This window comes from Ruegeria sp. BJ5 (genome assembly GCF_056537865.1).
On sequence record NZ_JBQFSH010000001.1, the window covers coordinates 121,318 to 148,120 of the forward strand.

At 60.9% G+C, this 26,803-nt stretch carries 27 protein-coding genes and 2 tRNA genes; 11 read left to right on the plus strand and 18 right to left on the minus strand.

Annotation, left to right across the window (positions count from 1 at the left end; all coding sequences use genetic code 11):
* Positions 1 to 57: 57 nt before the first annotated feature.
* The 6 genes from ACR0NY_RS00590 to ACR0NY_RS00615 are packed head-to-tail and all read left to right on the plus strand — an operon-like array spanning position 58 to position 4,740.
* On the plus strand, positions 58 to 537 hold the full coding sequence (locus ACR0NY_RS00590; protein ID WP_254432862.1) for a hemerythrin domain-containing protein: 480 nt from the start codon (positions 58 to 60) through the stop codon (positions 535 to 537).
* Positions 538 to 549: 12 nt separating this feature from the next.
* Positions 550 to 1,083 carry a DUF2478 domain-containing protein gene (locus tag ACR0NY_RS00595; protein ID WP_170368272.1) on the plus strand — a complete coding sequence of 178 codons (534 nt, stop codon included), beginning with the start codon at positions 550 to 552 and terminating at the stop codon, positions 1,081 to 1,083.
* Between the two features lie 39 nt (positions 1,084 to 1,122).
* A complete protein-coding gene (gene ubiT, locus ACR0NY_RS00600) occupies positions 1,123 to 1,659 on the plus strand; it encodes a ubiquinone anaerobic biosynthesis accessory factor UbiT (protein ID WP_254432863.1) in 537 nt (178 codons plus the stop codon).
* Positions 1,656 to 2,654 carry a ubiquinone anaerobic biosynthesis protein UbiU gene (gene ubiU, locus ACR0NY_RS00605; protein ID WP_170339771.1) on the plus strand — a complete coding sequence of 333 codons (999 nt, stop codon included), beginning with the start codon at positions 1,656 to 1,658 and terminating at the stop codon, positions 2,652 to 2,654. Before ubiT ends, ubiU begins: the two co-directional genes overlap by 4 nt.
* A 4-nt stretch (positions 2,655 to 2,658) precedes the next feature.
* Positions 2,659 to 3,570: a ubiquinone anaerobic biosynthesis protein UbiV gene (ubiV, locus tag ACR0NY_RS00610; RefSeq protein ID WP_170368273.1), complete on the plus strand. Its 912-nt coding sequence runs from the start codon at positions 2,659 to 2,661 to the stop codon at positions 3,568 to 3,570.
* 9 nt (positions 3,571 to 3,579) lie between these two features.
* Positions 3,580 to 4,740 (plus strand): NnrS family protein, encoded by a 1,161-nt coding sequence (locus ACR0NY_RS00615; RefSeq protein WP_170368274.1) that lies wholly within the window; start codon positions 3,580 to 3,582, stop codon positions 4,738 to 4,740.
* Here the strand turns inward: ACR0NY_RS00615 and ACR0NY_RS00620 are convergent.
* The 14 genes from ACR0NY_RS00620 to ACR0NY_RS00685 form a co-directional block, all read right to left on the minus strand.
* Entirely contained in the window at positions 4,728 to 5,825 is a 1,098-nt protein-coding gene (locus tag ACR0NY_RS00620; RefSeq protein ID WP_170368275.1) for a M56 family metallopeptidase, read from the minus strand. The genes ACR0NY_RS00615 and ACR0NY_RS00620 overlap by 13 nt on opposite strands.
* The gene (locus tag ACR0NY_RS00625; RefSeq protein ID WP_005983946.1) at positions 5,812 to 6,207 is read right to left on the minus strand and encodes a BlaI/MecI/CopY family transcriptional regulator; all 396 of its coding nucleotides are present in this window, start codon (positions 6,205 to 6,207) and stop codon (positions 5,812 to 5,814) included. The genes ACR0NY_RS00620 and ACR0NY_RS00625 overlap by 14 nt, the downstream gene beginning before the upstream one ends.
* 68 nt (positions 6,208 to 6,275) lie before the next feature.
* Positions 6,276 to 6,545, minus strand: coding sequence for a DUF2160 domain-containing protein (locus ACR0NY_RS00630; RefSeq protein WP_370797609.1), 270 nt, complete (start codon positions 6,543 to 6,545; stop codon positions 6,276 to 6,278).
* Between the two features lie 146 nt (positions 6,546 to 6,691).
* Positions 6,692 to 7,489 (minus strand): carbohydrate ABC transporter permease, encoded by a 798-nt coding sequence (locus ACR0NY_RS00635; protein ID WP_170339760.1) that lies wholly within the window; start codon positions 7,487 to 7,489, stop codon positions 6,692 to 6,694.
* Positions 7,486 to 8,349, minus strand: coding sequence for a carbohydrate ABC transporter permease (locus ACR0NY_RS00640; RefSeq protein ID WP_005983941.1), 864 nt, complete (start codon positions 8,347 to 8,349; stop codon positions 7,486 to 7,488). The genes ACR0NY_RS00635 and ACR0NY_RS00640 overlap by 4 nt, the downstream gene beginning before the upstream one ends.
* Positions 8,346 to 9,422 (minus strand): ABC transporter ATP-binding protein, encoded by a 1,077-nt coding sequence (locus ACR0NY_RS00645; protein WP_170368276.1) that lies wholly within the window; start codon positions 9,420 to 9,422, stop codon positions 8,346 to 8,348. The genes ACR0NY_RS00640 and ACR0NY_RS00645 overlap by 4 nt, the downstream gene beginning before the upstream one ends.
* A gap of 1 nt (position 9,423) precedes the next feature.
* Positions 9,424 to 10,482 (minus strand): ABC transporter ATP-binding protein, encoded by a 1,059-nt coding sequence (locus ACR0NY_RS00650; RefSeq protein ID WP_170368277.1) that lies wholly within the window; start codon positions 10,480 to 10,482, stop codon positions 9,424 to 9,426.
* A gap of 93 nt (positions 10,483 to 10,575) precedes the next feature.
* A complete protein-coding gene (locus ACR0NY_RS00655; protein ID WP_170368278.1) occupies positions 10,576 to 12,315 on the minus strand; it encodes an ABC transporter substrate-binding protein in 1,740 nt (579 codons plus the stop codon).
* Between the two features lie 319 nt (positions 12,316 to 12,634).
* Positions 12,635 to 12,709: transfer RNA gene (locus ACR0NY_RS00660), tRNA-Glu, on the minus strand.
* A 24-nt stretch (positions 12,710 to 12,733) separates the two neighbouring features.
* Positions 12,734 to 12,808 (minus strand) — tRNA-Glu (locus tag ACR0NY_RS00665).
* 109 nt (positions 12,809 to 12,917) lie between these two features.
* Positions 12,918 to 14,660 (minus strand): single-stranded-DNA-specific exonuclease RecJ, encoded by a 1,743-nt coding sequence (gene recJ / locus ACR0NY_RS00670; RefSeq protein WP_170368279.1) that lies wholly within the window; start codon positions 14,658 to 14,660, stop codon positions 12,918 to 12,920.
* Between the two features lie 69 nt (positions 14,661 to 14,729).
* Positions 14,730 to 15,713 carry a class II fructose-bisphosphatase gene (gene glpX / locus ACR0NY_RS00675; protein WP_170339170.1) on the minus strand — a complete coding sequence of 328 codons (984 nt, stop codon included), beginning with the start codon at positions 15,711 to 15,713 and terminating at the stop codon, positions 14,730 to 14,732.
* A gap of 72 nt (positions 15,714 to 15,785) precedes the next feature.
* Positions 15,786 to 17,072: a homoserine dehydrogenase gene (locus tag ACR0NY_RS00680; RefSeq protein ID WP_170368280.1), complete on the minus strand. Its 1,287-nt coding sequence runs from the start codon at positions 17,070 to 17,072 to the stop codon at positions 15,786 to 15,788.
* A 131-nt stretch (positions 17,073 to 17,203) separates the two neighbouring features.
* Positions 17,204 to 17,452, minus strand: coding sequence for a hypothetical protein (locus tag ACR0NY_RS00685; protein ID WP_170368281.1), 249 nt, complete (start codon positions 17,450 to 17,452; stop codon positions 17,204 to 17,206).
* Positions 17,453 to 17,552: 100 nt separating this feature from the next.
* Here ACR0NY_RS00685 and ACR0NY_RS00690 point away from each other — a divergent pair, with 100 nt between their 5' ends.
* Positions 17,553 to 18,140 (plus strand): TetR/AcrR family transcriptional regulator, encoded by a 588-nt coding sequence (locus tag ACR0NY_RS00690; RefSeq protein WP_170339745.1) that lies wholly within the window; start codon positions 17,553 to 17,555, stop codon positions 18,138 to 18,140.
* Between the two features lie 31 nt (positions 18,141 to 18,171).
* On the opposite strand, the gene ACR0NY_RS00695 is transcribed toward ACR0NY_RS00690, so the two are convergent.
* Positions 18,172 to 19,083, minus strand: coding sequence for a pirin family protein (locus ACR0NY_RS00695; protein WP_170368282.1), 912 nt, complete (start codon positions 19,081 to 19,083; stop codon positions 18,172 to 18,174).
* Between the two features lie 158 nt (positions 19,084 to 19,241).
* Between ACR0NY_RS00695 and ACR0NY_RS00700 the strand changes: the two genes are divergently transcribed.
* Positions 19,242 to 19,712: a hypothetical protein gene (locus ACR0NY_RS00700; protein WP_170339740.1), complete on the plus strand. Its 471-nt coding sequence runs from the start codon at positions 19,242 to 19,244 to the stop codon at positions 19,710 to 19,712.
* Between the two features lie 3 nt (positions 19,713 to 19,715).
* Here the strand turns inward: ACR0NY_RS00700 and ACR0NY_RS00705 are convergent, their stop codons facing one another.
* The 3 genes from ACR0NY_RS00705 to ACR0NY_RS00715 are packed head-to-tail and all read right to left on the minus strand — an operon-like array spanning position 19,716 to position 22,511.
* On the minus strand, positions 19,716 to 20,300 hold the full coding sequence (locus ACR0NY_RS00705) for a TadE/TadG family type IV pilus assembly protein (protein ID WP_170357497.1): 585 nt from the start codon (positions 20,298 to 20,300) through the stop codon (positions 19,716 to 19,718).
* A complete protein-coding gene (locus ACR0NY_RS00710; RefSeq protein ID WP_254429306.1) occupies positions 20,287 to 20,793 on the minus strand; it encodes a TadE/TadG family type IV pilus assembly protein in 507 nt (168 codons plus the stop codon). Before ACR0NY_RS00710 ends, ACR0NY_RS00705 begins: the two co-directional genes overlap by 14 nt.
* 50 nt (positions 20,794 to 20,843) lie before the next feature.
* Positions 20,844 to 22,511: a pilus assembly protein TadG-related protein gene (locus ACR0NY_RS00715; protein ID WP_254429305.1), complete on the minus strand. Its 1,668-nt coding sequence runs from the start codon at positions 22,509 to 22,511 to the stop codon at positions 20,844 to 20,846.
* Positions 22,512 to 22,941: 430 nt separating this feature from the next.
* Between ACR0NY_RS00715 and ACR0NY_RS00720 the strand changes: the two genes are divergently transcribed.
* The 3 genes from ACR0NY_RS00720 to ACR0NY_RS00730 all read left to right on the plus strand — a co-directional run bounded on the left by ACR0NY_RS00720 (position 22,942) and on the right by ACR0NY_RS00730 (position 26,759).
* Complete coding sequence (locus ACR0NY_RS00720) at positions 22,942 to 24,372, plus strand: Glu/Leu/Phe/Val family dehydrogenase (RefSeq protein WP_170368283.1); 1,431 nt, start codon at positions 22,942 to 22,944, stop codon at positions 24,370 to 24,372.
* 93 nt (positions 24,373 to 24,465) lie between these two features.
* Positions 24,466 to 25,371 carry a hypothetical protein gene (locus tag ACR0NY_RS00725; RefSeq protein ID WP_254432864.1) on the plus strand — a complete coding sequence of 302 codons (906 nt, stop codon included), beginning with the start codon at positions 24,466 to 24,468 and terminating at the stop codon, positions 25,369 to 25,371.
* Positions 25,372 to 25,505: 134 nt separating this feature from the next.
* Complete coding sequence (locus tag ACR0NY_RS00730; RefSeq protein ID WP_170363715.1) at positions 25,506 to 26,759, plus strand: sarcosine oxidase subunit beta family protein; 1,254 nt, start codon at positions 25,506 to 25,508, stop codon at positions 26,757 to 26,759.
* Positions 26,760 to 26,803: the final 44 nt, after the last annotated feature.

Sequence of the window (26,803 nt, forward strand, 5' to 3'; positions counted from 1 at the left end):
TGCGCAAATCAAACTCCGATTCGAGATGCTCGGGTCGTGAACCTGAAAGCACGGACCATGACGAACTTCGATATGCACGAAGCTGATCTTGAGACAGGCGCCCTGATTGATCACATCCTCACACGGTATCACGAAACACACCGGACCGAGCTTCAGCAGCTTCAACATCTTGCTGAACGCGTGGCCTCGGTTCACCGAGACGATCCCCAAGCCCCCCGAGGGTTGGTTCGTGCGCTGACCGAACTGGCGGCCGAAATGGAAACGCACATGGTAAAAGAGGAGATCGTCCTGTTTCCCGCCATGCGTATGGGCGGCATGGAAGGAATCGAAAACCCGATCCGAGTTATGCGCGCCGATCACGATGGTCACGCCGAGAGTATCGCTCTGATCCGGCATATCACCCATGACCTGACACCGCCCGCACATGCCTGCGGGTCTTGGCGACGGCTTTATGACGGGCTGCGGAACCTTCTGGCGGATCTTGACCGGCACATGTTGCTTGAAAACCAGATCCTGTTTCCACGGTTCGAACGGTAGAGGGGTTCAATCATGCTGCTTGCAGGTGTCGACGCAAGTGGGGCAGGCGGAACGGATCATTTGCTGGCGGCAGTTGCCGCGCGATTGCAGGAAGAAGGTTTGAGCTTGCTCGGAGCGCTGCGTGTGAACATTCCGGACACTGGCACCCAGTTTTGTGAGACAACGCTTGGACTGCTGCCGCATGGTCCCGACATCCGGATCACGCAGGTTCTGGGTTCGGGCTCAGGCGCGTGTCGCATGGACGCCGGTGCGATCGAAGACGTGGTCGGCATCGCGACCGCTCGGTTGCGAGATGACAGTTGCGACATCGTTCTGCTGAACAAATTCGGACTCAGCGAGGCCGAGGGCCGCGGATTTCGCACCCTCATAGCCGAGGCCTTGGCGCGGGATATTCCGGTCCTGATCGGCGTGAGCAACACCCATCGCGCCGCCTTCGATCAGTTTGCCGGAGGAACCGCCAAACTCCTGCCGCCCCTTGAGGACGTTGTGGTCGAATGGTGCCGATGGTCCATCGCGCAAGGCCGAAACACGGCGGCACCGGGTTGAACCCGCACAAATACAACAGCCAAACGGATGAGGCAGTACATGCAGCATATGGTGAGCCCAACACAGACATCGAACAGGCCAAGACCGCCGGGACAGGCAATCGTTTCGCGTTTGGCCAGTTTGGCGGTTCAGCCCATTCTCGCGCGGGTGGTCCGTAGGGTCGCGCAGGAACACCCTGCGCTGTTTGCCCGACTTGGCCCGTATCAAAGCGCCGATTTCCTGATCGACCCGATCGAGCTGCCGTTCGCGCTGCATCTGCGTCCGGATCCTCAGAACCTGAGCTTTCGCGCCGTGCCGCGGTCGATGCTGCCTGACGCCACAGCCATTATTCGAGGGCGGTTCCTGCTGCTGTTGGAGCTGGTTGATGCGGAACAGGACGGCGACGCGGCCTTTTTCTCGCGCGATCTGGAGATCACAGGAGATACCGAGGCCGTCGTCCGTTTGCGCAATGCATTGGACGACATGGATGGATCCATCGCTCAGGAGGCTGCGGACATGTTCGGCCCGCCTGGCCGCGCGATCCTGTCCCGGTTGCGCCGAAATTACCAAGAAGTAGAAGGAGCGACTGCTTCATGAGCCTCGCCGAATTGATATGCCCCGCCGGAACTCCCGCTGCCCTGCGCACAGCGGTCGATGCCGGGGCCGACGCCGTCTATTGCGGCTTTCAGGACGCCACCAACGCCCGAAATTTTCCGGGGCTGAATTTCACGCCGCAGGAATTGGAGGAGGCGGTCGCTTATGCCCATGCCAAGGGTGCCAAGGTCCTTCTGGCACTCAACACTTATCCCCCGGCGGGCAAGGTCGACCTTTGGCGGCACGCTGCCGACACCGGTGCGCGGATCGGCGTTGATGCCTTCATCGTGGCTGATATGGGCGTGGCCGACTACATCGCCCGAACCCATCCACAGATGCGCTTGCACCTGTCGGTACAGGCTGCAGCGTCGTCACCCGAGGCGATCCGCTACTATTGCGAGAATTTCGGTGTCAAACGCGTGGTCCTGCCCCGTATTTTGACCATCCCCGAAATCCAGCAGATCCGAAAAGAAATCCCCTGTGAGATCGAAACCTTCATCTTCGGAAATCACGGTCTGATGGTCGAAGGGCGCTGCAGCCTGACGAACTATTTGACCGGGCAGTCCACGAACCTCGATGGCGTCTGTTCGCCGGCGTCCGACGTGGAGTACGTGCGCGATGCCGATGGTTCGATGTCATCGAGGTTGGCTGGCTTTACCATCGACCGGTTCGGGCCAGATGAGAAGGCCGGTTATCCGACGATTTGCAAAGGCCGCTATCAGGTCGCACATCGTCCGGACGGGTACTATGCGTTCGAGGAACCGATCAGCCTGAACCTGGCCCGCCTTCTGCCTGAGTTGATCGATGCCGGGGTGCATGCGTTCAAGATCGAAGGGCGGCAAAGGTCCAAGAGTTATGTCCGGTCCGTGGTGTCTGCATTTCGAAACGCTGTCGACGATATCCGGGCGGGTCGCGAAGCGGATATCGGGAACCTCGTCGCACTGACCGAGGGTCAGAAACAGACGCAAGGCGCTTTTGCCACGAAGAAATGGCGGTGAAACGATGACGAAACTTACATTGGGCCCGATCGCCTATCACTGGTCGGCCGACCAACGCTGGGATTTCTATGCGCGTGTCGCCGACGAAGCTCCGGTGGATGAGGTCTATCTGGGCGAGGTCATCTGTTCAAAACGCGCCCCGTTCCAAGAGGCTGACCTGCCGTCCATCATCGAAAGGCTCGAACGGGCTGGCAAAAAGGTGGTTTTGTCCTCCTTGGCCGAAGTGATGCTGAAGCGAGAGCGCAAGGCCACCGAAGATCTGTCTGAGATGGAGTCGCACGAGATCGAAATCAACAACGCTGCGGGACTGTATGCACGCGGTACGCGACCGCATCGCATCGGCCCATTCATGAATGCCTATAACGAGGCCACAATCCGCTGGATGGCGTCAAAGGGGGCGACGCATGTCTGCCTGCCCACCGAGTTGCCAGCGCCCTCGATCGCCGTCGCGGCGCGAATGGCGTGCGACATGGGCCTTGGGGTTGAAGTGCAGGTCTTTGGGCGGGCGTCGCTGGCCGTTTCGGCGCGGTGCTATCATGCGCGCTCGCACGGGCGAACCAAGGACAATTGCCAATTCGTCTGCGAAGAAGACCCCGACGGGATGCCACTGCGTACGAGGGATGAGCAGCCGATCCTGCGCATCAACGGGATCCAGACCCAATCCGAAGGGTATCTGATCCTGCTGCAGGAGCTGCCGCAACTGGTTGCCGATGGTGTGAGCCATTTGCGGTTGATGCCGCAGGCCGTCGACATGGTCACCGTCGCCGAGGTTTACCGGGCGGTGCTGGATCAAAGCATGTCGACCGAGGCGGCCGAGGCCCGGTTGCGGCAGGTTTGTGCGGATACGCCGTTCAGCAACGGGTTCTACCACGGTCAGGCCGGCTACCGCAGGATAGCCCAGGCGTCCCTTGCATGATCGGAAAGCATGCTGTCCTCGCCTCATCGGATCATGTTTCCTGCGGCGGGGGCGGCTGCCCTTTTGGGGGTTAGCGGCCTGTTTCTGGGGCAGGATTTCATCACCCATTGGTCGCCGTTGCCGGGGCTGTACGCCTGGCATGCGCATGAGATGCTGTTCGGCTTCGTCGGCGCGGCATTTGCGGGCTATTCGCTGACAGCGATGCGCAGCTGGTCGGGGGGCGGTTCTGTCTCGCCGCCCGGCAGTTTGTTGCTGTTCGCGCTTTGGGCGATGTCCCGATTGGCCGCGATCGGTGCGCTTGGGGGCGAACCCATGTTCATCGTCCCAATGGGCACGGCGTTCTTGCTCATTCTCGCCGGTCGTCTCGCTTGGGCTGCACTGCGCGCGCAGGCGGTTGCCGGAGGGCTGCAGGCGCTTTTTGCCCTTTTCCTGGCCATCTGCCAGCTTGCCTTTCTAACTGGGTCTGCGCCGTCCTTCTTCACAGTTTTGCTTGTGGCACTTTTGGTGTCGGTTGTCGGCGGGCGCATGATCGCTGCATTTACATGGAATTGGACGCACCAAAGCCCAACCGCCGCGCATCGGTTTCGGTGCGCGAGGGCATTGGGGGACGCTTCGGCGGCAGCTCTGGCTTTGACTGCAGCGCTTCTTGGGCTTGTTTCCGTCGCTGATGGTCCGCTTATCGGCGTCCTTCTTGTGATCTGCGCGGGGTGCGAGGGCGGGCGTCTGTGGCTCTGGCATTCAGCGGCAGTTCTTCAGGATGGATTGCTGGCGATGCTTCATATGGCCTTTGCGTGGGTGCCCGCTGGTCTGTCCCTGTTGGCGGCTTCGCTGTACTTCCCCGATTTGCTGGCGGCGCATGATGCGTTGCACGTTCTGACGGTCGGAGCGGTCAGCTGCGCGATCTATGCCGTAGCTGCCCGTGCGGTCGCGCGACGTCGCGACCGACTGCGCCCAAGCGCGATCGATGGTATCGGATTTGCCTTTTTGTGCCTTGCCGCTGTTTTGCGGACAGCCTCTGCAGACGTGCCCGCGGCCCTGGCTTGGGGAGCATGTTGGGCCGTGTTCCTCTGCCGGCACGTCCAAGCGTTGGGCCGCCCGCTCGAGCGACCCGTTTTCAGCGGTCGGGCCAGCAACAGGATGGATCCGAGCGTCGCCGATCAGTTGCCCTGATTGCGTGCTTCGAGCCGTTCAAGGTTCACGACGGTCGACAGCATCAGCCGGTCATGGCTCCAATCCTGAGTCTGGCGGATCGTGGCGGCACCCAAGGCCAGCAGAACAGCGAACAGCAGGGCCGAACCCATGAAGATTGCCGGCAACGGTGCCGAGAACGAGGGCGCATCGGCCAGCGCGATCACACGCTGTTTCAGGACCCGTTTGGCCTTGCCACCCGAGACCAGCGCCACGTTCAAAACCAGTGGCCGGCCTTGTGCGACGGTGCGGGCGCAATAGTCCAGCAGGCAGTCGGTATAGTCGCGCGCGTCGATCCCACGCCGGGTGACGACGGACTGGTCGCAGGCCAGTTCGCGCAATCGGCTGAACTGGTATTTCAAAACCCAGTAGGCAGGGTTCCAGAACAGCAGCGGTCGCACGGCCTCAAACGCAATCTCCCATTCGACATCCCGGGCGCGAACGTGCTGCAATTCATGCGCCAGGGCAAATCGAAGTTCACGGGGGGTGTCCAACAGATGGCTGGGCAGAACAACGTGGCGACGACGCGCCCCGCGCACGGCAAATGGAACCGTGATCCGATCGGACAAGCGAATGTCCACGTTGGCCGAACGCCGCCACAGGAAGCTTGAAACCAGCGTGTCGCGGATTGCCAGCGCATCCCGGACGGTGCGGACCAGCATCCGGAGGGCGGCCAAGGCCAGCAGCACGAGCACGGCCGTCACAAGGGCGCTTTGTCCGGACAGAACCGTGTCGACCCAACGTTCGCGCGTGTTTAGCAGAGCTTCGAATTGTGTAGCCGGCATCGCGATTTCACCGCGCAAATAGGCCGCTACTGCAATATCTCCGATGGAAACGGCCTGACCCGGCCAGAAAAAACCGGCGGCTGCCGTGACCCCAAGGGCCAGAACAGGGCTGAGCATGACGCAGACGCAAAGAACCTTCAGCACGCGCAGCTGTGTCATGTAGTCGTGCCGCAGGCGCGTTCGGGCTACGGCCATGCGGGCGCCCAACCAGATGAGTGCCGAAAGAACCAGCACCACGTTCAGGTCGAGAAATACATCGAGAACCGGTTTAACCGCTGTCATTTTGCAGTCTCCTCTCTACCAGTGCTCGAATTTCCTCCAGATCAGCTTCGGTCAGGCCGGCGTCATCGACAAGACGTGCCACCAGCGAGGCCGGGGTGTCATCGAACAACGTGCGGGACAGGTTCTGCAGCGACCGCGCCTGATAGGTGTCCTTTTCAAGCAGCGGGCGGTAGATCAGGGTTTTGCCGTCCTTGCGGCTTTGGACAAATCCCTTTTCATCCAGGATACGCAGGATCGTCGCGCCCGAGGTGTAGGCCAGGTTCCGCTCGGGCGGCAGCCGGTCCAGCACGTCGCGTACCGAGCCTTCGCCAAGTGCCCAGAGCTCGTTCATGAACTCCAGTTCAACCTCGGTCAGCAGATTTCCTGTCTTTCTCTTTCGCATCGGTCTCGGTGTCACCATTTTGCCTGTTATGCTTGCCAGACAAGCATCCTTTCGCGGTTACGCAAAGCCTAAACTTTCCAGAAAACGAAAATGCCCCAGCCGATCGACAGGAAAAGCGGGGTCCAGACCGGTTGGCCGACCAGCCCCAGCCAGGCCAGAAAGATGTAGGCTGAGCCCAGCAGGGTGATGAACAGCCGGTCGCCCAACGTGGTGGTCAGGCCCAGAACGCCCCGGCGTTCGATCCCGTCACGGAACTTGACCACCTCGAGCACGCCGATCAGGGCGATGGCCGAGAAGATGCCCACGAAAACCGCCAGCGTTGCCGGGGTCCAGGCCATCCAGAAGTCGGGCCACAGCGGGTCGGTCCAGGAAAAGCCCTTGGGTTCTTCCTGACCGACATTGCCCCAGCCGGCCTTGGCTTGCGCCAGCGCCGATGACGGGGCGAGCAGGGAGAGGGAGAGAAGGAGTTTGCGCATGTCGAACCTCATACACGTCCCATCGCGAAGCCGCGCGCGATGTAGTTGCGGACAAACCAGATGACGATGGCGCCGGGGATGATGGTCAGGGTGCCGGCGGCGGCCAGCAGGCCCAGCTCGTAGCCGGCGCTGGACGCGGTGCGGGTCATCACGGCGGCGATGGGTTTGGCCTCGACCGCTGTCAGGGTCTTGGCCAGCAGCATTTCCACCCACGAGAACATGAAGCAGAAGAACGCCGCCACGCCCACGCCCGCCTTGATGTTGGGCAGGAAGATCGTGACAAAGAACCGGGGGAAGGAATAGCCGTCGACATAGGCGGTTTCATCCAGCTCTTTCGGGATGCCGCGCATGAAACCTTCGAGGATCCACACTGCCAGCGGCACGTTGAACAGCGTGTGCGCCAGTGCCACAGCCAAGTAGGTGTCGAACAGATGGATCGACGAATACAGCTGGAAGAAGGGCAGGGCGAACACGGCCGCCGGGGCCATGCGGTTGGTCAGCAGCCAGAAGAACAGCTGTTTGTCGCCCAGGAACCGATAGCGCGAGAACGCGTAGGCCGCAGGCAAGGCCACGCAGACCGAAAGCACCGTGTTGATCGTCACGTAGGTGATCGAGTTGATATAGCCCCAATACCACGTCGGATCGGTGAAGATGGTGATGTAATTCTCCAGCGTAAAGGTCTGGGGAAACAGGGAAAAGCCTGAAAGGATCTCGTTCGTGGTCTTGAAGGACATCGCCACCAGCCAATAGATCGGCAGCATCAGGAACGCGATATACAGGATCGGGATGAGAGACCGCTTCTTCATTGCGCGTCATCCTTTGTCATGAGGGTGTAGAAGACCCAACTGACCAGCAGCGTGATGGCGAAATAGATCAGGCTCATCGCGGCCGCGGGGCCAAGGTCGAACTGTCCCAGCGCGATCTTCACCAGGTCGATCGACAGCAGGGTGGTCGAGTTGCCGGGGCCGCCCCCGGTCAGAACGAAGGGTTCGGTGTAGATGTTGAAACTGTCCATGAACCGCAGCAGTACCGCGATGGTCAGAACCGTCTTCATTTTGGGCAGCTGGATATAGCGGAACACCGACCAGGGGCTTGCGCCATCGATCTTGGCCGCCTGGTAGTAGGCGTCGGGGATCGACACCAGACCGGCATAACACAGCAACACCACCAACGAGGTCCAGTGCCAGACATCCATCACCACGATGGTGATCCAGGCCGACAGCGGCTGTTGGGTCATGTCATAGTTAATGCCCAGCACGTCGTTCAGGAAATACCCCAGCAGGCCGATCTTGGGCAGGGTGAAGATGTTCCACATCGAGCCGACCACGTTCCACGGGATCAGCATCGGCAGGGCCATCAGGACCAGGCAGACCGGCACCCAGAAGCCCTTGCGCGGCATCGACAGGGCCACGATGATGCCCAGCGGCACCTCGATCATCAGGATCAGCGCGGTGAACAGGAACTGCCGCCCCAGCGCCGCCTGGAACCGGTCAGACCGCAGGATCTGTTCGAACCAGCCCAGCCCTTCCCAGAAGAACTGGTTGTTGCCAAAGGTTTCCTGCACCGAGTAGTTGACCACCGTCATCATCGGCACCAGCGCGTTGAACGCCACCAGCGCCAGCACCGGCAGGACAAAGAACCACGCTTTCTGGTTTTCCGTTCTCATCGGGCGCGCTCCTCGGTTGCGATCCAGCCGTCGCGATACACGCGCGTCTGTTCAGGTTTGAATTTCAGAAAGACTTGCGATCCGGGCTCGGGGGGCGCGTGTTCGGTCACCGCCTTCAACGCGGTGTTGCCGACCATGGCACTGACCACAAAATGCCGGCCGATATCGGCCACCTTGGTGACATGGGCCGGAATGCCCTCGGGGCCGAAACCCACATATTCGGGCCGGATGCCCAGATCTGTGCGGCCGCCACTGCCGCTGACCGGACCTTCCAGCGCCACCTCGTGCCCTTCGAACAGGGCACGATCGCCGCGGGCTTCGCAGGGCAGAACGTTCATGCCGGGCGAGCCGATGAAATGGCCCACGAACGTGTGCTGCGGGCGTTCGAACAGCTCGACCGGGGTGCCGATCTGGACCACTTCGCCTTCCTGCATCACCACGACCTCGTCGGCGAAGGTCAGCGCTTCGGTCTGGTCGTGGGTGACATAGATCATCGTCGCCTTGACGCGCTGGTGCAGCTCTTTCAGCTTGGACCGCAGCTTCCATTTCAGATGCGGGTCGATCACGGTCAATGGCTCGTCGAACATCACCGCGTTCACGTCGTCGCGGACCAGACCGCGCCCCATCGAGATCTTCTGCTTGTTGTCCGGGCTGAGGCCGCTCGCGCGGGTGTTCAGCATGTCGGTGACATCCAGCATCTCGGCGATCTCGTCGACGCGGCGCTTGATCGTCGCGGGATCGACGCCGCGGTTCTTGAGCGGAAAGGCCAGGTTTTCGCCCACGGTCATCGTGTCGTAGATCACCGGGAACTGGAACACCTGCGCGATGTTGCGCTGATCCGGGGGCAGGGCGGTCACGTCGCGGTCGTCGAACAGGATCTGCCCCTCGGATGGGGTCAGCAGCCCCGAGATGATGTTCAGCAGCGTGGACTTGCCGCAACCCGACGGCCCAAGCAGAGCATAGGCCCCGCCATCACGCCAGGTTACGTCGATTTCCTTCAGCGCATAGTCCTGTGGGCCTTGCGGCGATGGCATGTAGCTGTGTTTGAGGTTTGCAAGCTTGATCTGTGCCATGTCAGGCCACCCTTTTGCCGTCTTGGCCGAAATACCGACAATGGGCCGGGTTCATGTAGAATGTGTGGTCCTCGCCCACCTGATAGGGGTGGACCCCTGCGGCCAGAGACACCCAGGCGTCCTCGCCATGTTGGAAATGCGCGCTGGAGTCGGACCCGGAGAGCTCGGTCACGATCACGCGGCCGGTCAGCTCGACATCATCGGCCGAGGCGCGCACGGGGGTGACGCGGTGCGGGCGCACGGCGACCTTGTATTCCCCGTCGGACAGGCTGATGCCCTGGCTCAGCCGCCATGTTCCGCCGCCGGCCAACTGAACCTGGCCGCCGGTGATCGTGACGCGGGCCACGTTGATGGGCGGGTCGGAAAACACCCGCGCGGCGGCGAGGTTTTCGGGATTGCGATAGATGTCCGCCGTCGGGCCGAACTGGGTCACGCGGCCGTCTTCCATCAAGGCGGTGTAGCCGCCCAGCAGCAGCGCCTCTTCGGGTTCGGACGTGGCATAGACCACCACGGCGCCGCGCCCGGCGAACAGCTCGGGCAGTTGCTCGCGCAGTTCCTCGCGCAGCTTGTAGTCCAGGTTGGCCAGCGGCTCGTCCAGGAACACGGCGCGGCTGTCCTTGGCGATGGCGCGGGCCAGTGCGGTGCGTTGCTGTTGGCCGCCTGACAGTTCATGCGGACGACGGTGCAGCATCGGGCGCAGTTGCAGCAGGTCGGCGGCCTCTTCCACGCGGCCTTCGATCTCGGATTGCGCCATTCCGGCAACGCGCAGGGGCGATGCAATGTTGTCGAATACAGTCATATGCGGGTAGTTCACGAAAAACTGGTGCACGAGGCTGATCTTGCGTCTTTGTGTGCTCAGCCGGGTCACATCCTGCCCATCCATCAGGACCTTGCCCGAGGCAATCGGATCCAGGCCGGCCATCATCTTGATCAGAGAGGTCTTGCCCGACCCGGTCGCGCCCAGCAGCACGTTGAAATGGCCGGTCTGCAGCGTCAGGGACGTGGGTTTGATATGGGTAACGGTGCCGACCCGCTTGGTTGCGTTTTGTAGTTCGATCATGTCCGTGGGTTCCGATCCCGCAGCGCGTGGCAACGCTGTTTGGTCTTGGTTGGTAAGGGGCGCCGGTACCGGCGCCCCCCGGGGAGTAGTGGCTTACTGGGACTGCCAGCGTGCCACCAGTTCGTCGTAGTTGACGGTCTGGCCTTGCGGCTTCTCGTTCTCCAGCTTGGCTTTCGGCGCGCCCGGCTTCTCCAGCCAGAAGGCCGGATCCTGCGGTTCGTTCAGGCGCGGACCACAGCCGCCATAGACGCCGGCGCTTTCATCCGCGGCCTGCATGCGGGCCATGGTGATGTCCATCTCTTCAGCCAGACGGTCCATCGCCTCTTGCGGGGTGAAGGCGCCCGAGTTCACGTCACCGATCTGCTGCCACCAGATTTGGGCCAGCTTCGGATAGTCGGGAACGTTGATGCCGGTCGGCGACCATGCCACGCGGTCGGGCGAGCGGTAGAACTCGACCAGGCCACCCAGCTTGGGTGCGCGTTCGCTGAAGGACTCGTGGTTGACCGAGCTGTCGCGGATGAAGGTCAGACCCACGTGGGACTTCTTCACGTCGACAGTCTTGGACGTCACGAACTGAGCATACAGCCACGCGGCCTGCGCCCGATCCGACGGGGTGGACTTCAGGAAAGTCCACGATCCCACATCCTGATAGCCAACCTTCTGGCCTTCTTCCCAATAGGGGCCATGCGGGCTGGGCGCCATCCGCCACAGTGGGTTGCCCTCATCATCGACAGTGTTGTTGCCTTCGGACTTGGGCTTGACCATGTCGGCGGTAAAGGCTGTGTACCAGAAGATCTGCTGGGCCACGTTGCCTTGCGACAGGGCGGGCAGCGACTGGTAGAAGTCATAGGACGCCGCACCCGGAGGCGCATAGGCCCGCAGCCACTCGTCCCATTTGCGGATCGCGTAAACGGCCGCCGGGCCGTTTGCGGCACCACCCCGCGACACCGAGGCGCCGACCGGGTTACAGGTGCCCGCTTCCATGCGGATGCCCCATTCGTCGACCGGCACACCGTTCGGCTCGCCCTTGTCGCCGGCACCGGCCATCGACAGCCAGGCGTCGGTCATCCGCCAGCCAAGATCAGGCGCGCGCTTGCCGTAGTCCATGTGGCCATAGATCGCGACACCGTCGACTTCCTTCACGTCATTGGTGAAGAACTCGGCGATATCCTCGTAGGCAGACCAGTTGACCGGAACGCCCAGATCATAGCCGTATTTTTCCTTGAATGCGGCCTTGTTGGCTTCGTCATCGAACCAGTCCTTGCGGAACCAGTACAGGTTGGCGAATTGCTGGTCGGGCAGCTGGTACAGCTTGCCGTCGGGACCGGTGGTGAACTGGATGCCCATGAAGTCATCCAGGTCCAGCGTCGGCGAGGTTGTCGCCGCCCAATCACCCGCCATCATGTCCGACAGGGGATAGGCCAACTGCAGGCGCGAGTGCGTACCGATCAAGTCACTGTCGTTGACATAGCCGTCATACAGGTTCCGTCCGGTCTGCATTTGCGTCTGAACGGCCTGAACGACCTCACCTTCACCCAGGATCTGGTGGTTGACCTTGATGCCGGTGATTTCCTCGAACGCCTTCGTCAGAACTTCGGATTCATACGAGTGGGTCGGGATACCTTCGGACAGAACGTTGATCTCCATCCCGGCATACGGTTCGGCAGCCTTGATGAACCACTGCATTTCCGCCATCTGCTCGTCTTTCGACAAGGTGGATGGCTGGAATTCATCGTCGACCCAGCGCTGTGCTGCGGCTTCGTCGGCCCAAACAGGACCGTGCCCCGCAATGACGGCAGCCGCCGCCACTGCGGACAAAAGATGTTTCCGCATCTTTCTCCTCCCAAAATTTATGGTTCTCCGGCGCGAACCGGATGACGAACAGCATCAGCGATTTTTCGCGAGTCTGTCAAACTAAAAAATTAGTAAATGGCGAAATTGGCCTGTTCGATCCAACGATTTCATCGACTATAGCCTTGAAAATATATGGTTTTTAACCCAATCGACGTGGCGTCATCTGCTGGGCGAAAAGAGCATGCCAATGACCCTTCACTATGGGTTTTTCAGCGACACCGCTCCGTCGATTTGCAAATTTCGATGCAGAAAGTCGCCGCAGTGGTAGCGCGGGATTAGCGTTTCTCGGGGGTGAAAATGGCAGCCCGTAGGGGAATCGAACCCCTCTTTCCAGGTTGAAAACCTGGCGTCCTAACCGATAGACGAACGGGCCACGTCAGCATTGCCCAAGCACAAGTGGCAGCCCGTAGGGGAATCGAACCCCTCTTTCCAGGTTGAAAACCTGGCGTCCTAACCGATAGACGAACGGGCCACGCTGGCTTGTGGGGGGCCTTTTACGGATTACGCCCCCCACCCGCAAGACGAAAAACGCACGGCCAGGAAACTTTTTTGCGGGTCAAAAAAGGCAGTGGCGTCAGCGGTCAATTTGCTTCGGCCGCGTCTTCCAGGCGCAACTGCACGCTTTGCCTGCCACCCCATGTATTGACCTCGAGCCGACCGGCAAAATGGAACCGCGCACCACCGTGATTTGACAGCCTTTCGCCCATCGGTCCGTCAAAGGCACCAAATGCAATCGCGTCCAGCCCACCGCCCATTCCGTCCGAGAGCGACAGCTTCAAATGGGTTTCTCCGACCCGCTTGGCAAAGCGGACCTGCAGGTCGGGCATTGCAAATCGAGGGGCAGGGGCCCCGGCGCCAAATGGGCCGGCCTGCTCGATCTTTTCGATCAGATCAACCGAGGCCGCCCCGGGCATCAACGCGCCATCCAGCTTGAGGTCGGCCGGACCGGCTTGGCCCGCACCCTGTTTCGCCAGCAACTCCGAGAGCCGCTCCATCGCCGGTTCCAACTGGTCGCGCATCACGGTCAGACCTGCGGCCATCTTGTGACCGCCGCCCTTGACCAACAAACCCTCGGCGGCCAGCCGGTGGATTGATGCGCCAAGATCGACACCCGAGACCGAACGGCCTGAGCCTTTGCCCTCGTCACCGTCGAAACCAATCACGACGGCGGGACGGTTCGACGCCTCTTTCAGGCGGGCCGCCACGATCCCAACGACGCCGGGATGCCAGCCGTCACCTGCGGCCCACACCAGCGGCGCATCTAGTCCACGTTCTTCGGCCTGCGCCAGCGCCGCTGCGCGGACCGCATTTTCGATGTCGCGCCGTTCGGTATTCAGGTCATCAAGGCGCCGGGACAACGCCTCGGCCTCGGTCCCCGAGTCGGTGCTGAGCAGCCGCGCGCCCAGGTCTGCCTGCCCAACCCGGCCGCCGGCATTGATGCGCGGCCCAAGCAGAAAACCCAGATGGTAGCTGTTGGGCGCCGAATCCATGCGCGCCACTTCGGACAGCGCAACCAGGCCGGGGCGTTGCCGCTGCCCCATCACTTTCAAACCCTGCTGAACCAACGCCCTGTTGACCCCGATCAGGGGTGCCACATCTGCCACGGTCGCCAGCGCGACCAAATCCAGCATCGCCATCAGATCCGGGCCTTGGGCGTTGGCCTCGCGCAGTTGGCGCCCGGCCTCAACCAACATCAGAAAGACAACGGTTGCAGCGCACAGATGGGCCAGATCACCGCTCTCATCCTGGCGGTTGGGGTTCACCACGGCCACGCAATCCGGCAGCGTTTCGGCGCCCAGGTGGTGATCGAGAACGATCACATCGGCCCCCTTGGCTGCGGCAATTGCTTCGTGGCTTAGCGTGCCGCAGTCAACGCAGATGATCAGATCATGCGTTTCAGCAAGCTGGCTCATGGCGGGGGCGTTGGGGCCATAGCCCTCGTCGATACGATCGGGCACATATAAGGTCGCCTGACGCCCCATCTGCCTGAGCCAAACCAGCAACAGGGCTGCCGAGCTGCCGCCGTCGACATCATAGTCGGCGAAAACGGCGATGCGCTGGTTGTCCCGCACCGCTTTCAGGATCCGCGTTGCGGCGATCTCCATGTCGCGCAGGCTGCGAGGATCGGGAAGAAGGTCGCGCAGTTTTGGAGACAGAAAGCTCTCGGCCTCCATCGGCGGGACACCTCGCCGTGCCAGCACCTGGCACAGGGGGCGGGGCAGGTCGGTCTGCTGGGCCAGCATCTCGGCGGCCCGGTCCAATTCAGGCGATGGACCAATCCACCGGCGGCCCGTCAAAGACTGTTCAACACCCAGAAAGCTCAATCCACTTCTCCTGAAAAGGGCCGAATCCTGTCGGACCCGGCCCTTGAACGGTTGTGTCTGCGGGCCCCCTCAGCCTTCGACATGCGGCCAAATGGGGGTGCGGTAGGACATGCGCCGCACCGATCCGGTTTTCGAGCGCATCAGCAGGGTCGTCGTCTCGACCCAACCCGGTTCCCGCTTGATCCGCGGCAGCAGCGACCCGCCGGTGACACCGGTCGCCGCAAAGATCACATCTGCGGTGACCATCTCGTCGCGGGCATAGACACGATCCAGATCGGCAATACCGGCTTTGGCCGCCCGACCGCGTTCGTCATCATTGCGGAACATCAGACGGCCAAAGATCTGGCCACCCATGCATTTCAGCGCGGCGGCCGCCAGAACGCCTTCGGGCGCGCCACCCTGGCCCATATACATGTCGATGCCGGTCGTCTCGGACTCGGCACAGTGCATGACGCCAGCAACGTCCCCGTCGGTGATCAGGCGGATCGCAGCGCCGGTTTCGCGCACCTCGGCGATCATCGCCTCATGACGCGGACGTTCCAGTATGCAAACTGTAATGTCCTCGGGAGTGCAGCCTTTGGCTTTGGCCAGCGCCTCAACCCTTTCCCGCGGGGACATGTCCAGTGTCACCACGTTCTCGGGGAAGCCGGGGCCGATCGCCAGCTTGTCCATGTAGACGTCCGGTGCGTGCAGCATCGAACCGCGCGGACCCATCGCGATGACGGTCAACGCGTTGGGCATATCCTTTGCGGTCAGCGTCGTACCCTCGAGCGGGTCCAGAGCGATGTCCACACCGGGGCCGTTGCCGGTGCCGACCTCTTCGCCGATATACAGCATCGGCGCTTCGTCGCGTTCGCCTTCACCGATGACCACCACGCCAGCGATATCCAGCAGGTTCAGCTGTTCACGCATCGCATTGACCGCGGCCTGGTCGGCGGCTTTCTCGTCTCCGCGTCCGACCAGCGAGGCCGAGGCCAGAGCGGCCTGCTCAGCCACGCGCGCAAGTCCAAGGGACAGAAGGCGGTCGTTGAAATCGATTTTGGCAGCGCTCATGCGATGTAATCCTTTGGTAAAGCGAAGACGTCCTGACTGGCATAGCCTGCTCGTGGCGCAGGCCGCAAGGGTTCAAACCTGCTCGATACGCAGAGCTACGGGCTCGCCCGCAACCACATCCGTGGTGCGCAAGTCCTCCAACGCAACGTCCAGCGTGGCGCGTGTGGTCTTGTGCGTAACGATCAGTACCGGGGCCGTATCCTCGGCGTGTGCGTATTGGCGCATCCGGTCGATCGACACGCCGGCATTGCCCAGAATGGCGGCCACCTTGGCCAGCGCACCTGGTTTGTCCAGCAATGCAAGGCGCAGATAGTATGGGGCGGGCAGGCCGGTGATTGCGGGCTTGGAGTCGACCAGCGACGTGGCGGGTTGACCAAAGGTGGAAATCCGCAGGCCCCGCGTCAGGTCACATACATCCCCCATCACCGCACTGGCCGTCGGGCCTTCGCCCGCGCCCGGTCCCCGCAAAACGATCTGTTCGACGGCGTCGCCCTCGATGACCACCATGTTGGTGCCGCCTTCCAGCTGCCCCAAAGGCGAGTCACTGGGTACCAGGCAGGGCTGCATCCGCTGTTCAAGCCCGCGCGGCGTGCGCTGCGCAACGCCCAGCAGTTTGATGCGGTAGCCCATATCGTCGGCCTGATGGATGTCATCCAGGCTGATATGCTGAATACCCTCGATCTCGATCCCGTCGAAATTCGGCTTTGTTCCAAATGCGATCGAGGCCAACAGCGCCAACTTGTGCGCCGCGTCGATGCCGCCTACGTCCAAGTTCGGATCCGCTTCGAGATAGCCCAACTGAGCGCACTCCTCGAACAAGGCATTGTAGCCCAATCCCTGCGATTGCATTCGGGTCAGGATATAGTTGCAGGTGCCATTCATCACGCCCATGACGCGTTTGATGTCATTTCCGGCCAACCCTTCGGTCAGGGATTTTATGACCGGAATTCCACCGGCCACGGCAGCCTCGAACCGGATCACGCGGCCTGCGGCCTCGGCCTGTTCCGCCAATGCCTGGCCGTGAATGGCCAGCAGCGCCTTGTTTGCGGTGACCACATCCTTGCCGCTGGCCAATGCTGCCTCGACCGAGGCCTTTGCCGGGCCGTTTTCACCGCCCATCAGCTCGACGAACACATCGATATCGTCTCGTTTGGCCAAGGCCACCGGATCGGTTTCCCACGCGAAGCCGGACAGGTTCACCCCGCGATCTTTGGCGGCGTCGCGCGCCGAAACGGCAACGATCTCGATCGGTCGACCAGTGCGCGCTTGGAGCAATTCGGCATGACGGCGCACGATCTTGACGACGCCAACACCCACGGTTCCCAAGCCAGCAATTCCAAGCCGCAGCGCCTGTGTCATTCCGTGGGTTCCTTTCCGCTCGTAGTCAGCCTGTTGGACGCAAGTCCTTTGTCGGCTGCCATAGCTGGTTCAACGCGGCGGTGCAATCCGTCAGGGACAGAGTTGTTGCGCAGTGGGCGAGCGTGCGGGGCTTACTGGGTCTCGGCGTTCTGGAGTGCCTGTGCCTTTTGCGACAGCCGCTCGGCCCGTTGTTCCAATTCTTCTTCCACGGCGGCTGCCTCGTTCACCGGGTCGACGGGCGGCACGATGACCTGGGTCAACGGGATCAGCTTGGGGTAGGGCGCGGCCTTTACCGAGGCCGCTTCGCTTCCCTCCAACTCGGGAATATCTGCGCACGCGGCCAAGAGAAGCAGCGGCAGGATGACGGAAACAGCTTTCATTTCGCGACCCGAACAGTGAGGAACCTGAACGTGATGCACTTTTTGCATGAACGGTTCAAGCGGGGTTCTATATGAACGTACGTTCATATACGATGGATCCATGGCACGTACTCAAGGCTCTCATTCCGATATCACCGGGCCCCGCATTCGCGAGGCCGCCCTGGGATTGTTTGCACGGCATGGCTATGCCGCTGTTTCCATGCGTCAAATCGCGGGGGAGGTCGGAGTGCAGGCCGGCGCGCTCTACAATTACACTCCGGACAAGCAAAGCCTTCTGTTCCGCCTGATGCAGGACCACATGCAAGAGCTGCTGGCGGCCTATGAAGCGTTGGAACCACAGGCGGATGCATTGGGCGCCCTGCGGCAATTCGTGGGTTTCCACATCCGGTTTCACATGCAGCGACCGGACGAAGTGTTCATCGCGTACATGGAGCTGCGAAACCTGACGCCTGAAAACTTCGCCGAAATCGAAAAGCTACGCCGGCGGTATGAAGATGCGTTGCAGAGCATCCTTCTCGCCGGCCAGAAGGACGGTCTGTTCTCGGTTCAGGATGCCAAAATCGCGACTCTGGCGGTGATTGCCATGCTGAATGGTGTCATGACGTGGTACCGGGCCGGTGGACGGCTTTCGCTGGACGAGGTCGAGCAGATTTATTGGGATATGGTACGCAAGGCGGTCGCGGCCTGACTGGCCGCGCCACGTTGCTGCCTGTCTGGAGTCAGTGCGCCGGCTTGATGAAAGTACCGTTGCGCAACTCCCGAAACGCCTGCTCGAGTTCGGCGCGCGTGTTCATCACGATCGGGCCATGCCACGCTACCGGTTCATTGATCGGCGCACCCGAGATCAACAGGAATCGTACACCTTCAGGCCCGGCCTGAACGGTTATTTCGTCTCCGGTGCCAAACCGCACCAGCGTCCGGTTGCCCGACATGTCGCGAATGTTCAGCTCTTGCCCGGCGACTTCCTTCTCAAGCAGAACGCCGGTCGGCTGCGAGGCGTCGGCGAAAGCGGCCTGCCCATCGAAAACATAGGCGAAAGCACGGCGATAAGTGTCTATCTTGAATGTCTTTTTCACCCCTGCAGGAATCGATACGTCCAAGTATTGCGGGTCCGCGGCGATACCGTCCACCGGCCCGGTCTTACCCCAGAACTTGCCGACGATGACCCGCACCGTGGTGCCATCATCATCGATCACTTCAGGAATGTCCTTGCCCTGAACGTCCTGGTACCGAGGAGCCGTCATCTTTTGAGCCGAGGGCAAGTTGCCCCACAGCTGAAACCCATGCATCTGCCCGGATGCATTTCCCTTGGGCATTTCCTGATGCAGAATTCCGGACCCCGCCGTCATCCACTGGACGTCTCCGGCACCCAGTTGGCCGCTGTTGCCCAGCGAGTCGCTGTGATCGACGGTTCCCGACAGCACGTATGTGATGGTTTCAATGCCGCGGTGGGGATGCCAGGGAAAGCCGGCCTGGTAGTCCTGCGGGTGCTCGTTGCGGAAGTCATCAAACAAAAGGAAAGGATCCAGTTCGGACGGATCCTGAAATCCAAAAGCGCGGTGAAGCTTTACACCAGCGCCTTCCATCGTCGGAACGGCCTTGCGGGTTTCGAGTGTTGGTCTGAGCGACATTTGGATCTCCTGTCTCTGGACCCGTTATCTAATTTTCGCTGAAGTACGGTCAATTCGCGAGAAAGCACTGCCTCTGTGCAAAATTGCGCCGGGTGAGTCTTGGCCTGTTGCTTGACGCTGAAAGCGGGTATGGGGGGCAGGCAAAGGCGGAGTTGGAAATGCAAGAAGACGTACTGGCAACGATTCAGGCTTCATCGGCACGGCGGTGGATGGGCGTGGGAATGCTCGTCACCGTGGGCGCGTTCGTGACTTATGTCGCCCTGGCCGCACCGCCCGCGCCGGAATGGCAGCTGTTCCTGTTCGTGGTCGGAGGTGGCGCGCTTTGGCTTGCGCATCGCGTCTGGCATGCGACCGCGGACCGGATCGAGCTGACGCGCACGGAATTGCGGACAGGCAGCGGCAAGCTGATTGCCGAGGTTGGTGAAATCGAAGGGGTGGATCGGGGTGTGTTCGCCTTCAAACCGTCAAACGGCTTTCTGCTGACGACCCGTAGCAAACGGGGCAGGGCTTGGGCCCCGGGCCTTTGGTGGCGCGTCGGGCGACGTATTGGCGTCGGCGGCATGACGTCCGCCGCTGAGACCAAGTTCCTGTCAGAAATGCTTTCCGCGATGCTGGCCGAGGCCGAATAGCTCTCAGCACCCGCCCGGTGCGTCGATCTTGTCGTAGACGCGCGGGTGGGTGAATACGAAATTGTCCATGGCAAATTCGTTTTCGCCGTATCCGATGCGGAAGGGACGGCGATAGAAGTCCTTCACTTCGACCAGGATCATCTTGCCGTTGTCCGGCATGATGGGCAGCTTGTCCCGGATTTCGCTGATGGTGCCATCGGTCCACGCCTCAAAGCTTTCGCCGCGAATACAGGACCACTGCACATAGTGCCGGTCATCCGGCAGGTCGAAGCGAAGGAACGAGATGCGCATCGATACGTCGGAGCGGTCCGACATCATCTGCTGCAGCAGGTCATACAGCGTATCCATATAGGTCGCGTTGATGTCATTGCGTTCGCGGGAAATGACGTCGGCGATCGCATAAGACGCCTTGAGATTCCGCGAGCTCTGCTTGTACCCGTCGAAGAACGTATAGGACGCACACATGCCCCAGAAGAGCAAGGGATAGATCATCACGGCCTCGACACTGATCACGCCGGATTCCTTGCGCGAAAACCGTTTCAGATACCGGACAGCCAGCGGGAAGATTGAGCGATCAGGTCGGTTCATAGACAAACACCGTTGTTGCGTGCAGTTCGTACATACCGTTGGGCTTTTTTCGCGCGATGGCGCCCAGAATGGTACCCCACCACAGCGGCTTTACCTCGACGCAGGCGCGGACGATCATCAGTTCGTCCGACGTGCCGGGCTCGAAGATCTGGCTGTTGCGGATCGTTGCCGGGGTATCGATGCAGTAGGGGTTGGGATCCAGCGTGGTCCCAATAAACGGATCGACGCGGGTCATTTCCAGGATCAGGTTTTCCTTGCACTCAGGAATGTAGCCTGCCTTGTCGCAGACGATGTCCTTCAACAGAGTGTGGGTCCAGCCATCCTGAACGTTGGTGGTATACTTGTCGAGGTTGTTCAGGCGAACGTCGCGGATCGTTTCGTCCAGACCACGCTCGAGATTGGCGTGGTTGAAGGCCCCGATTCCGACTTCGACGGCCGAATAGGTCGTCATGATGAAGATGGGGAACCAGAAGACGAACTCGATCGTCGCCATCCCATCTTCTTTCCGCCGGAACGTGCGGAATTGATGAAGCAAACGCTTGATCATTGGGTCAGCCTCAGATTGCGGATGGTCGATCCGATCGATGCAAATACGTCGACGATTTCGTCACCGGTCGCCTCGTAGTAGGCGCCATCATCGCTTTTGCAGTCTTTCAGAAGGGCCTTGCCCTGATCGGGAGCTTCGAAAGCGATAGTGAAGACTACGATGCCATTGGCGCGAGCGGCGGCACACATTGCGCGCGCGCGCGGGTCCTTGGTGCCCGACCCGATCGAAGTGACCGCGTTGTTGTACCAGGTGTTGCCTTTCGTGCTCCCCAGCGCTTCGCGGAACAGGTCGCGGATCGCGCGACGGGTCGTGCGTTCCCAGACCTGAACCCAGGTCAGGTTGACCGATGTCGCGGGGTCGCCATTGTTGTCCAGAACAGTGCGAGTCTCGCTTCTGCTGTAGTCAAAGTTGTAGCAGACGCCGCCGGACCGGTAGGTGCACCGATAGACAGTATACTCGTCGTTGCCATAGGGATCGTCCTGCCAGATCTCGCGACCCCAGTACCAACCTTTGCTGCTGTCCCATTCGGTATAGTCGACATCGTGCCAGAAGTACTTCTCGGTCTCGTAGTCATAGGTCGAATAGGTGGACTTTTTGGCATTCCACCACAGAATGGACGTACCCTCACGGTAGGGGTCGTTTACCATGTATTGTGTGGTGTTCGCGCCGTCCGTCATCAGCACCAGAACCTTCATCGAGTCGTTGCTGGAGTAGCTGTTGGGACGGGTGGCGAACTCTGCAGGCACTTCGTCACCCGCCAGGCGTGCGATCACCGGCTGAATGCTTTCGTCAAGCAGGGCAAGACCCCATTTCAGACCGACGTCGATCGACGTGTTTCCGCCGGCCGTAAAACTTTCGATGTGATCTTTGAGAACCTGCGGGTCCTTCTGCAGGACCGAGACCTCACGGTTGGCGAGTTCGTCACAGACTTCGCTGTAGACGTAGCCGTTGCTGGGGCGCCGGTCATAGGTGCTCCACGGCGTGAAGTGCAGTGTGCGTTGGCGGATCGTATCGGGGTCCAGCGCGGTGGTGTTGAACTCGCTGCTGGTGAAGTTGATGCAGTTTGCCCGGTTATTGGTGCCGGTCGTGCTGAATTCGTCCATCAGATAGTCGGGCAGCGACACCTGAGTTGCGTATGGGATGATCGAGATCGACAGCTTCCCGTCCTCGGTCTTGTCCGCCATCTCTTGCACGAAGTTTTTGGCCGCCACTTTCAGGTTGGCCAGGCGATTGTAGCTGTTCATCGAGCCAGAGACGTCGAGGACCAAAGAAATCTCAACATCATCAATGGCTTCTTCGGCAACGCTGGTTGCCGCGCTCACGATCGAGTCAACATCCCACCACTGCATGAAGTGCATGCCGACATCCATCTGGGCGCTCGCTTGGACCTTGCGGTAGCCTTCGATCGTAACGGCGGTCGCGCCGCAGACATTGGGTTCCACGATCGGGTCACCAACCAGGTACTGGTCCAAGCCTTCCTTCGCGAGGTAGTCGACGACTACGTCCTTGGGGCAAAGGTCCTGGTCCAGGTCGGCCGCCGCCAATACGGCGCGGTCCAGAGCATATTGCAGGCGCGCACGTTCGCGATCGTACCGCATAACGTCCACGGCGAAGCCCGCCGCGGTGAAGATGATCATCAGAAGGAAGAGGGCGAAGATGGTCATCGTCCCGCTTTCCGAGGTCGCGAAAGACTCGACGGCGCCCCGGCAGCGGTCTGCGTGGCGCGGTTTCCCCGACCGTGTCGATGTCCATTCAAAATTGCGCATAACGAAATCCTTTTGCCGGCCAAAAGCAGCGAAGCCAGTTCTTCGGAACTTTAATAATTTAGATGTGGATCGTGGCGAGAATTGGGCGTGATCGTCACTATGGTGCTCTTTTTGAATGAAAATCGGCGGCAGTCTGGCTGGGAGGGGCATCTTTGTTTCGTTGCTCGGGACAATTTCTGGAAATCGTAAATGTCCGCGACTCGGCTCGGTTGGTCGAAACACGCTGTTCATAAATTGATGAAAAAAAGTGCAAATCTCGATTGCAGCCGCTTGCCAAGGGTGCGACAAAACGTCATGACGCTCGACGTCAACCGGCATGGAGGATTTTATGACGGCCATCAAGGAACCCAGCTTTCGGGAGAGTGTAGATCTGATGTTCAACAGGGCGGCTGCCCTGATGGATCTTCCACCCGGACTTGAGGAAAAGATCCGGGTCTGCAATGCGACCTACACCGTTCGGTTTGGCGTGCGTCTGCGGGGGCAGATCCATACTTTCACCGGCTATCGCTCGGTTCATTCCGAGCATATGGAGCCGGTAAAGGGCGGTATCCGCTATGCGATGGCCGTGAACCAGGACGAGGTCGAGGCGCTTGCTGCGCTGATGACCTACAAGTGTGCTCTGGTCGAGGCGCCTTTCGGCGGGTCCAAGGGTGGCCTACGCATCGACCCGCGCAAATACGAAGAGCATGAGCTGGAGCAGATCACCCGCCGTTTCGCCTATGAGTTGGCCAAGCGCGACCTGATCAACCCGTCGCAGAACGTCCCGGCCCCCGACATGGGCACCGGCGAGCGTGAAATGGCTTGGATGGCTGACCAGTATGCGCGGATGAACACCACAGACATCAACGCGCGGGCCTGTGTGACCGGCAAGCCGTTGAATGCCGGCGGTATCTCGGGCCGGGTCGAGGCGACGGGGCGTGGCATCCAATACGCGCTGCGAGAATTCTTCCGGCATCCGGACGACGTCAAAAAGGCTGGCATGTCAGGCTCGCTGGACGGCAAGCGGGTCATCGTTCAAGGCCTCGGCAACGTGGGTTATCACGCGGCCAAGTTCCTGAGTGAGGAAGACGGCTCTCTGGTTGTGGGCATCATCGAACGTGACGGTGCGATCTATAACCCCGAGGGGATCGACGTCGAAGCGGTTCACCAGTGGATCGTCAAACATGGCGGTGTGAACGGCTACCCGGATGCAACGCACACCGCCGAGGGCACTGCTGTGCTGGAAGAGGAATGTGACATTCTGATCCCGGCCGCGCTGGAGGGCGTGATCAACCTGTCCAATGCCGAGCGCATCAAGGCGCCGTTGATCATCGAGGCCGCGAACGGTCCGGTGACCGCCGGGGCCGACGAAGTGCTGCGCAAGAAAGGCACCGTGATCATTCCAGACATGTATGCGAACGCTGGCGGTGTGACGGTATCGTATTTCGAGTGGGTCAAGAACCTCAGCCACATCCGTTTTGGCCGGATGCAGCGCCGTCAGGAAGAGGCGCGGCACGAGTTGATCGTGAAAGAGCTGGAGCGGTTGGACCGCTATCTTGGCGATGCATGGTCGATGTCTCCGGACTTCAAGGCCAAATACCTCAAAGGCGCGGATGAGCTTGAGTTGGTGCGCTCGGGCCTGGATGACACGATGCGCATCGCCTACCAGGCCATGAGCGAGGTCTGGCACGATCGCGACGACGTCGATGACCTCCGCACCGCGGCTTACATCGTGTCCATCGACCGAGTGGCCAAGAGCTATCGGGCCAAGGGCCTCTGACGTCTCGGAAACCAGGCAATCGGGCTTTGACAAAAAGTCCGGTTGCCGCACATCCTGCGCTGGAGTTCAGGCAGTGAAACCAGCGAGGATCTCATGCAAATTACCCGTTCATTAGCATGGGTCGCGGCGATTGGGTCCGCGACCTTGGCCCTTGCGACTGCCGCCATCGCCCAGCCCCGACAGGGCTGGACGCCGACTGTGGAAGGGTTGGCTGTCTATCAGAGCAGCGCCGATCTTGAGGACGGTGGTGATTTCAGCGCATCGCGCGCGTTTCTGCGGGCGGGCGGCATTTACAGCTATGGTGACGGGTCCTTTGTGGGGTTGCTGGCGAGTTTCGGTCAGTTTTCCTACGATTTCGGGCTGCCCGGAAACCAGCCTTGGGACGACATCCGCGACATTCGCCTGAGCGTTCCATTGCGCTTCGCTCTGGACAACGGGGCTGCGGTGATCGTCTCGCCCCAATTGAGATGGGACTATGAGACCGGCGCCAGTGCCTCGGACGGCTTCACCTATGGTGCCTTCGCCGGTATTTCATGGGCGGTGAACCCCAATCTGCGCATCGGCCCGGCATTTGGCGTGTTCTCCGAGGTTGGAACCAATGATCTCGAAGTCTTTCCCGCGCTTCTGGTCGACTGGACCTTTGCCGAGCGCTGGCGTCTGAGCACCGGGCGCGCGTTGGGGGCCACTCAAGGCCCCGGGGTCACGCTGGAATACAAGGCTTCGGAAAGTGTCAGCGTGGGGCTTGCCGTTCGGTCCGAGAGGGTCCGCTTTCAGTTGAACGATAACGGGTTGGCACCGGGCGGCGTAGGCGAGGACAGCAGCATCCCGGTTGTTCTGTCGGTTGAATACGCGCCAAACCCCGGACTTTCGCTGTCGGCATTTGCGGGCGCCGAGTTTGACGGCGAGTTGCGCCTGGACAACGCAGCAGGGCAAGAGGTCAGCCGGCAGGGCTATGATACCGCTCCGATCGTGGGCGTTGCCTTCCGTCTGCGGTTCTGAAGGCGAATTCGTTTGCGACCGGTTTGGTCGCGCGTTGACAAGTTCTTGTCGAAAACGGATGCGGAGCCCCGAGCCCGGATTGCTACTCCTGTTGGAAGTTGGTTTGATGCCAGCAAACCCGCAGGGAGATCTGAATGCGCTTTTCCGGCTTTCGCGTCCTGAAGGAAGGACTGACGGGCAACAAGGGTTGGACGGCGCATTGGCGTGATCCCGAGCCCAAAGCCGAGTACGACATCGTCATCATCGGCGGTGGGGGGCATGGTCTCAGCACCGCGTACTATCTGGCGAAAGAACACGGCCTGACAAATGTCGCCGTGCTGGAAAAGGGTTATATCGGCGGCGGCAATGTGGGACGCAACACGACGATCGTGCGCGCCAACTATTTTCTGCAAGGAAATTCCGAGTTCTATTCACATTCCCTCAAGCTGTGGGAGGGGTTGGAAGAGGACCTGAACTACAACGTGATGCATTCGCAGCGGGGCATCATCAACCTGTTCCATTCGGACGGGCAGCGGGACGCGGCCGCGCGCCGGGGCAACATGATGATCAGCCAGGGCGACGATGCCATCCTGCTGGACCGCGATGCACTGCGCGAGATGCTGCCCTATCTGAACTATGACGATCTGCGCTTTCCCATCTATGGCGGTCTGTACCATCCGCGTGGCGGCACGGCCCGGCATGATGCCGTGGCCTGGGGCTATGCCCGCGGGGCGGACCAGCGCGGGGTGGATCTGATCCAGAATTGCGAGGTCACCGGCATCGACATCGAAAACGGCGCCGTGCGCGGGGTGCAGACGACGCGCGGGGCGATCCGGGCCAGGAAGGTAGGGATCGTGGTTGCGGGTCGTTCGGGGCTAGTTGCCGGCATGGGCGGGATGCGCTTGCCGATCGAAAGCCACGTGCTGCAGGCCTTCGTGACCGAAGGGCTGAAGCCTTGCATCGACCACGTCGTGACCTTCGGCATGGGGCATTTCTACATCAGCCAATCCGACAAGGGCGGGCTGGTGTTCGGCGGCGACCTGGATTTCTATGCCTCCTACGCTGCGCGGGGCAATCTGCCGACGGTCGAAAGCGTGATGGAGGCCGGAGTGGCCCTGATGCCGATGATCGGCAAGGCCCGGGTGCTGCGGTCCTGGGGCGGGATCATGGACATGTCGCCGGACGGGTCGCCGATCATCGACCGCACCCATATCGACGGGCTGTATCTGAACTGCGGCTGGAACTACGGCGGGTTCAAGGCGGTTCCGGGCTCGGGCAACGTGTTCGCCCACCTGATGGCCACCGACCGGTACCACGAGAACGCGACGGGGTTCCGGCTGGATCGCTTCCGCACCGGGCGCGGGATCATCGATGAAGAGGGCAAGGGCTCTCAGCACAATCTGCATTAGGGGCGGCCGGGATGTTTCTTTCGAAAATTTGTGAAAGCCAGGAG

What these genes read in the sequence shown, in the direction of transcription:
- ACR0NY_RS00590 (WP_254432862.1), top strand. Translation starts at nt 58, where the DNA reads ATGACGAACTTCGATATGCACGAAGCTGATCTTGAGACAGGCGCCCTG.
- ACR0NY_RS00615 (WP_170368274.1), top strand. Translation starts at nt 3,580, where the DNA reads ATGCTGTCCTCGCCTCATCGGATCATGTTTCCTGCGGCGGGGGCGGCT.
- ACR0NY_RS00650 (WP_170368277.1), bottom strand. Translation starts at nt 10,482, where the DNA reads ATGATCGAACTACAAAACGCAACCAAGCGGGTCGGCACCGTTACCCAT.
- ACR0NY_RS00720 (WP_170368283.1), top strand. Translation starts at nt 22,942, where the DNA reads ATGACGGCCATCAAGGAACCCAGCTTTCGGGAGAGTGTAGATCTGATG.
- ACR0NY_RS00620 (WP_170368275.1), bottom strand. Translation starts at nt 5,825, where the DNA reads ATGACAGCGGTTAAACCGGTTCTCGATGTATTTCTCGACCTGAACGTG.
- ACR0NY_RS00655 (WP_170368278.1), bottom strand. Translation starts at nt 12,315, where the DNA reads ATGCGGAAACATCTTTTGTCCGCAGTGGCGGCGGCTGCCGTCATTGCG.
- ACR0NY_RS00730 (WP_170363715.1), top strand. Translation starts at nt 25,506, where the DNA reads ATGCGCTTTTCCGGCTTTCGCGTCCTGAAGGAAGGACTGACGGGCAAC.
- ACR0NY_RS00700 (WP_170339740.1), top strand. Translation starts at nt 19,242, where the DNA reads ATGCAAGAAGACGTACTGGCAACGATTCAGGCTTCATCGGCACGGCGG.
- ACR0NY_RS00705 (WP_170357497.1), bottom strand. Translation starts at nt 20,300, where the DNA reads ATGAACCGACCTGATCGCTCAATCTTCCCGCTGGCTGTCCGGTATCTG.
- ubiT (WP_254432863.1), top strand. Translation starts at nt 1,123, where the DNA reads ATGCAGCATATGGTGAGCCCAACACAGACATCGAACAGGCCAAGACCG.
- ACR0NY_RS00635 (WP_170339760.1), bottom strand. Translation starts at nt 7,489, where the DNA reads ATGAAGAAGCGGTCTCTCATCCCGATCCTGTATATCGCGTTCCTGATG.
- ubiU (WP_170339771.1), top strand. Translation starts at nt 1,656, where the DNA reads ATGAGCCTCGCCGAATTGATATGCCCCGCCGGAACTCCCGCTGCCCTG.
- ubiV (WP_170368273.1), top strand. Translation starts at nt 2,659, where the DNA reads ATGACGAAACTTACATTGGGCCCGATCGCCTATCACTGGTCGGCCGAC.
- ACR0NY_RS00685 (WP_170368281.1), bottom strand. Translation starts at nt 17,452, where the DNA reads ATGAAAGCTGTTTCCGTCATCCTGCCGCTGCTTCTCTTGGCCGCGTGC.
- ACR0NY_RS00625 (WP_005983946.1), bottom strand. Translation starts at nt 6,207, where the DNA reads ATGCGAAAGAGAAAGACAGGAAATCTGCTGACCGAGGTTGAACTGGAG.
- ACR0NY_RS00645 (WP_170368276.1), bottom strand. Translation starts at nt 9,422, where the DNA reads ATGGCACAGATCAAGCTTGCAAACCTCAAACACAGCTACATGCCATCG.
- ACR0NY_RS00725 (WP_254432864.1), top strand. Translation starts at nt 24,466, where the DNA reads ATGCAAATTACCCGTTCATTAGCATGGGTCGCGGCGATTGGGTCCGCG.
- glpX (WP_170339170.1), bottom strand. Translation starts at nt 15,713, where the DNA reads ATGAGCGCTGCCAAAATCGATTTCAACGACCGCCTTCTGTCCCTTGGA.
- ACR0NY_RS00595 (WP_170368272.1), top strand. Translation starts at nt 550, where the DNA reads ATGCTGCTTGCAGGTGTCGACGCAAGTGGGGCAGGCGGAACGGATCAT.
- ACR0NY_RS00690 (WP_170339745.1), top strand. Translation starts at nt 17,553, where the DNA reads ATGGCACGTACTCAAGGCTCTCATTCCGATATCACCGGGCCCCGCATT.
- ACR0NY_RS00695 (WP_170368282.1), bottom strand. Translation starts at nt 19,083, where the DNA reads ATGTCGCTCAGACCAACACTCGAAACCCGCAAGGCCGTTCCGACGATG.
- ACR0NY_RS00630 (WP_370797609.1), bottom strand. Translation starts at nt 6,545, where the DNA reads ATGGCCTGGACCCCGGCAACGCTGGCGGTTTTCGTGGGCATCTTCTCG.
- ACR0NY_RS00710 (WP_254429306.1), bottom strand. Translation starts at nt 20,793, where the DNA reads ATGGCGACGATCGAGTTCGTCTTCTGGTTCCCCATCTTCATCATGACG.
- ACR0NY_RS00715 (WP_254429305.1), bottom strand. Translation starts at nt 22,511, where the DNA reads ATGACCATCTTCGCCCTCTTCCTTCTGATGATCATCTTCACCGCGGCG.
- ACR0NY_RS00640 (WP_005983941.1), bottom strand. Translation starts at nt 8,349, where the DNA reads ATGAGAACGGAAAACCAGAAAGCGTGGTTCTTTGTCCTGCCGGTGCTG.
- ACR0NY_RS00680 (WP_170368280.1), bottom strand. Translation starts at nt 17,072, where the DNA reads ATGACACAGGCGCTGCGGCTTGGAATTGCTGGCTTGGGAACCGTGGGT.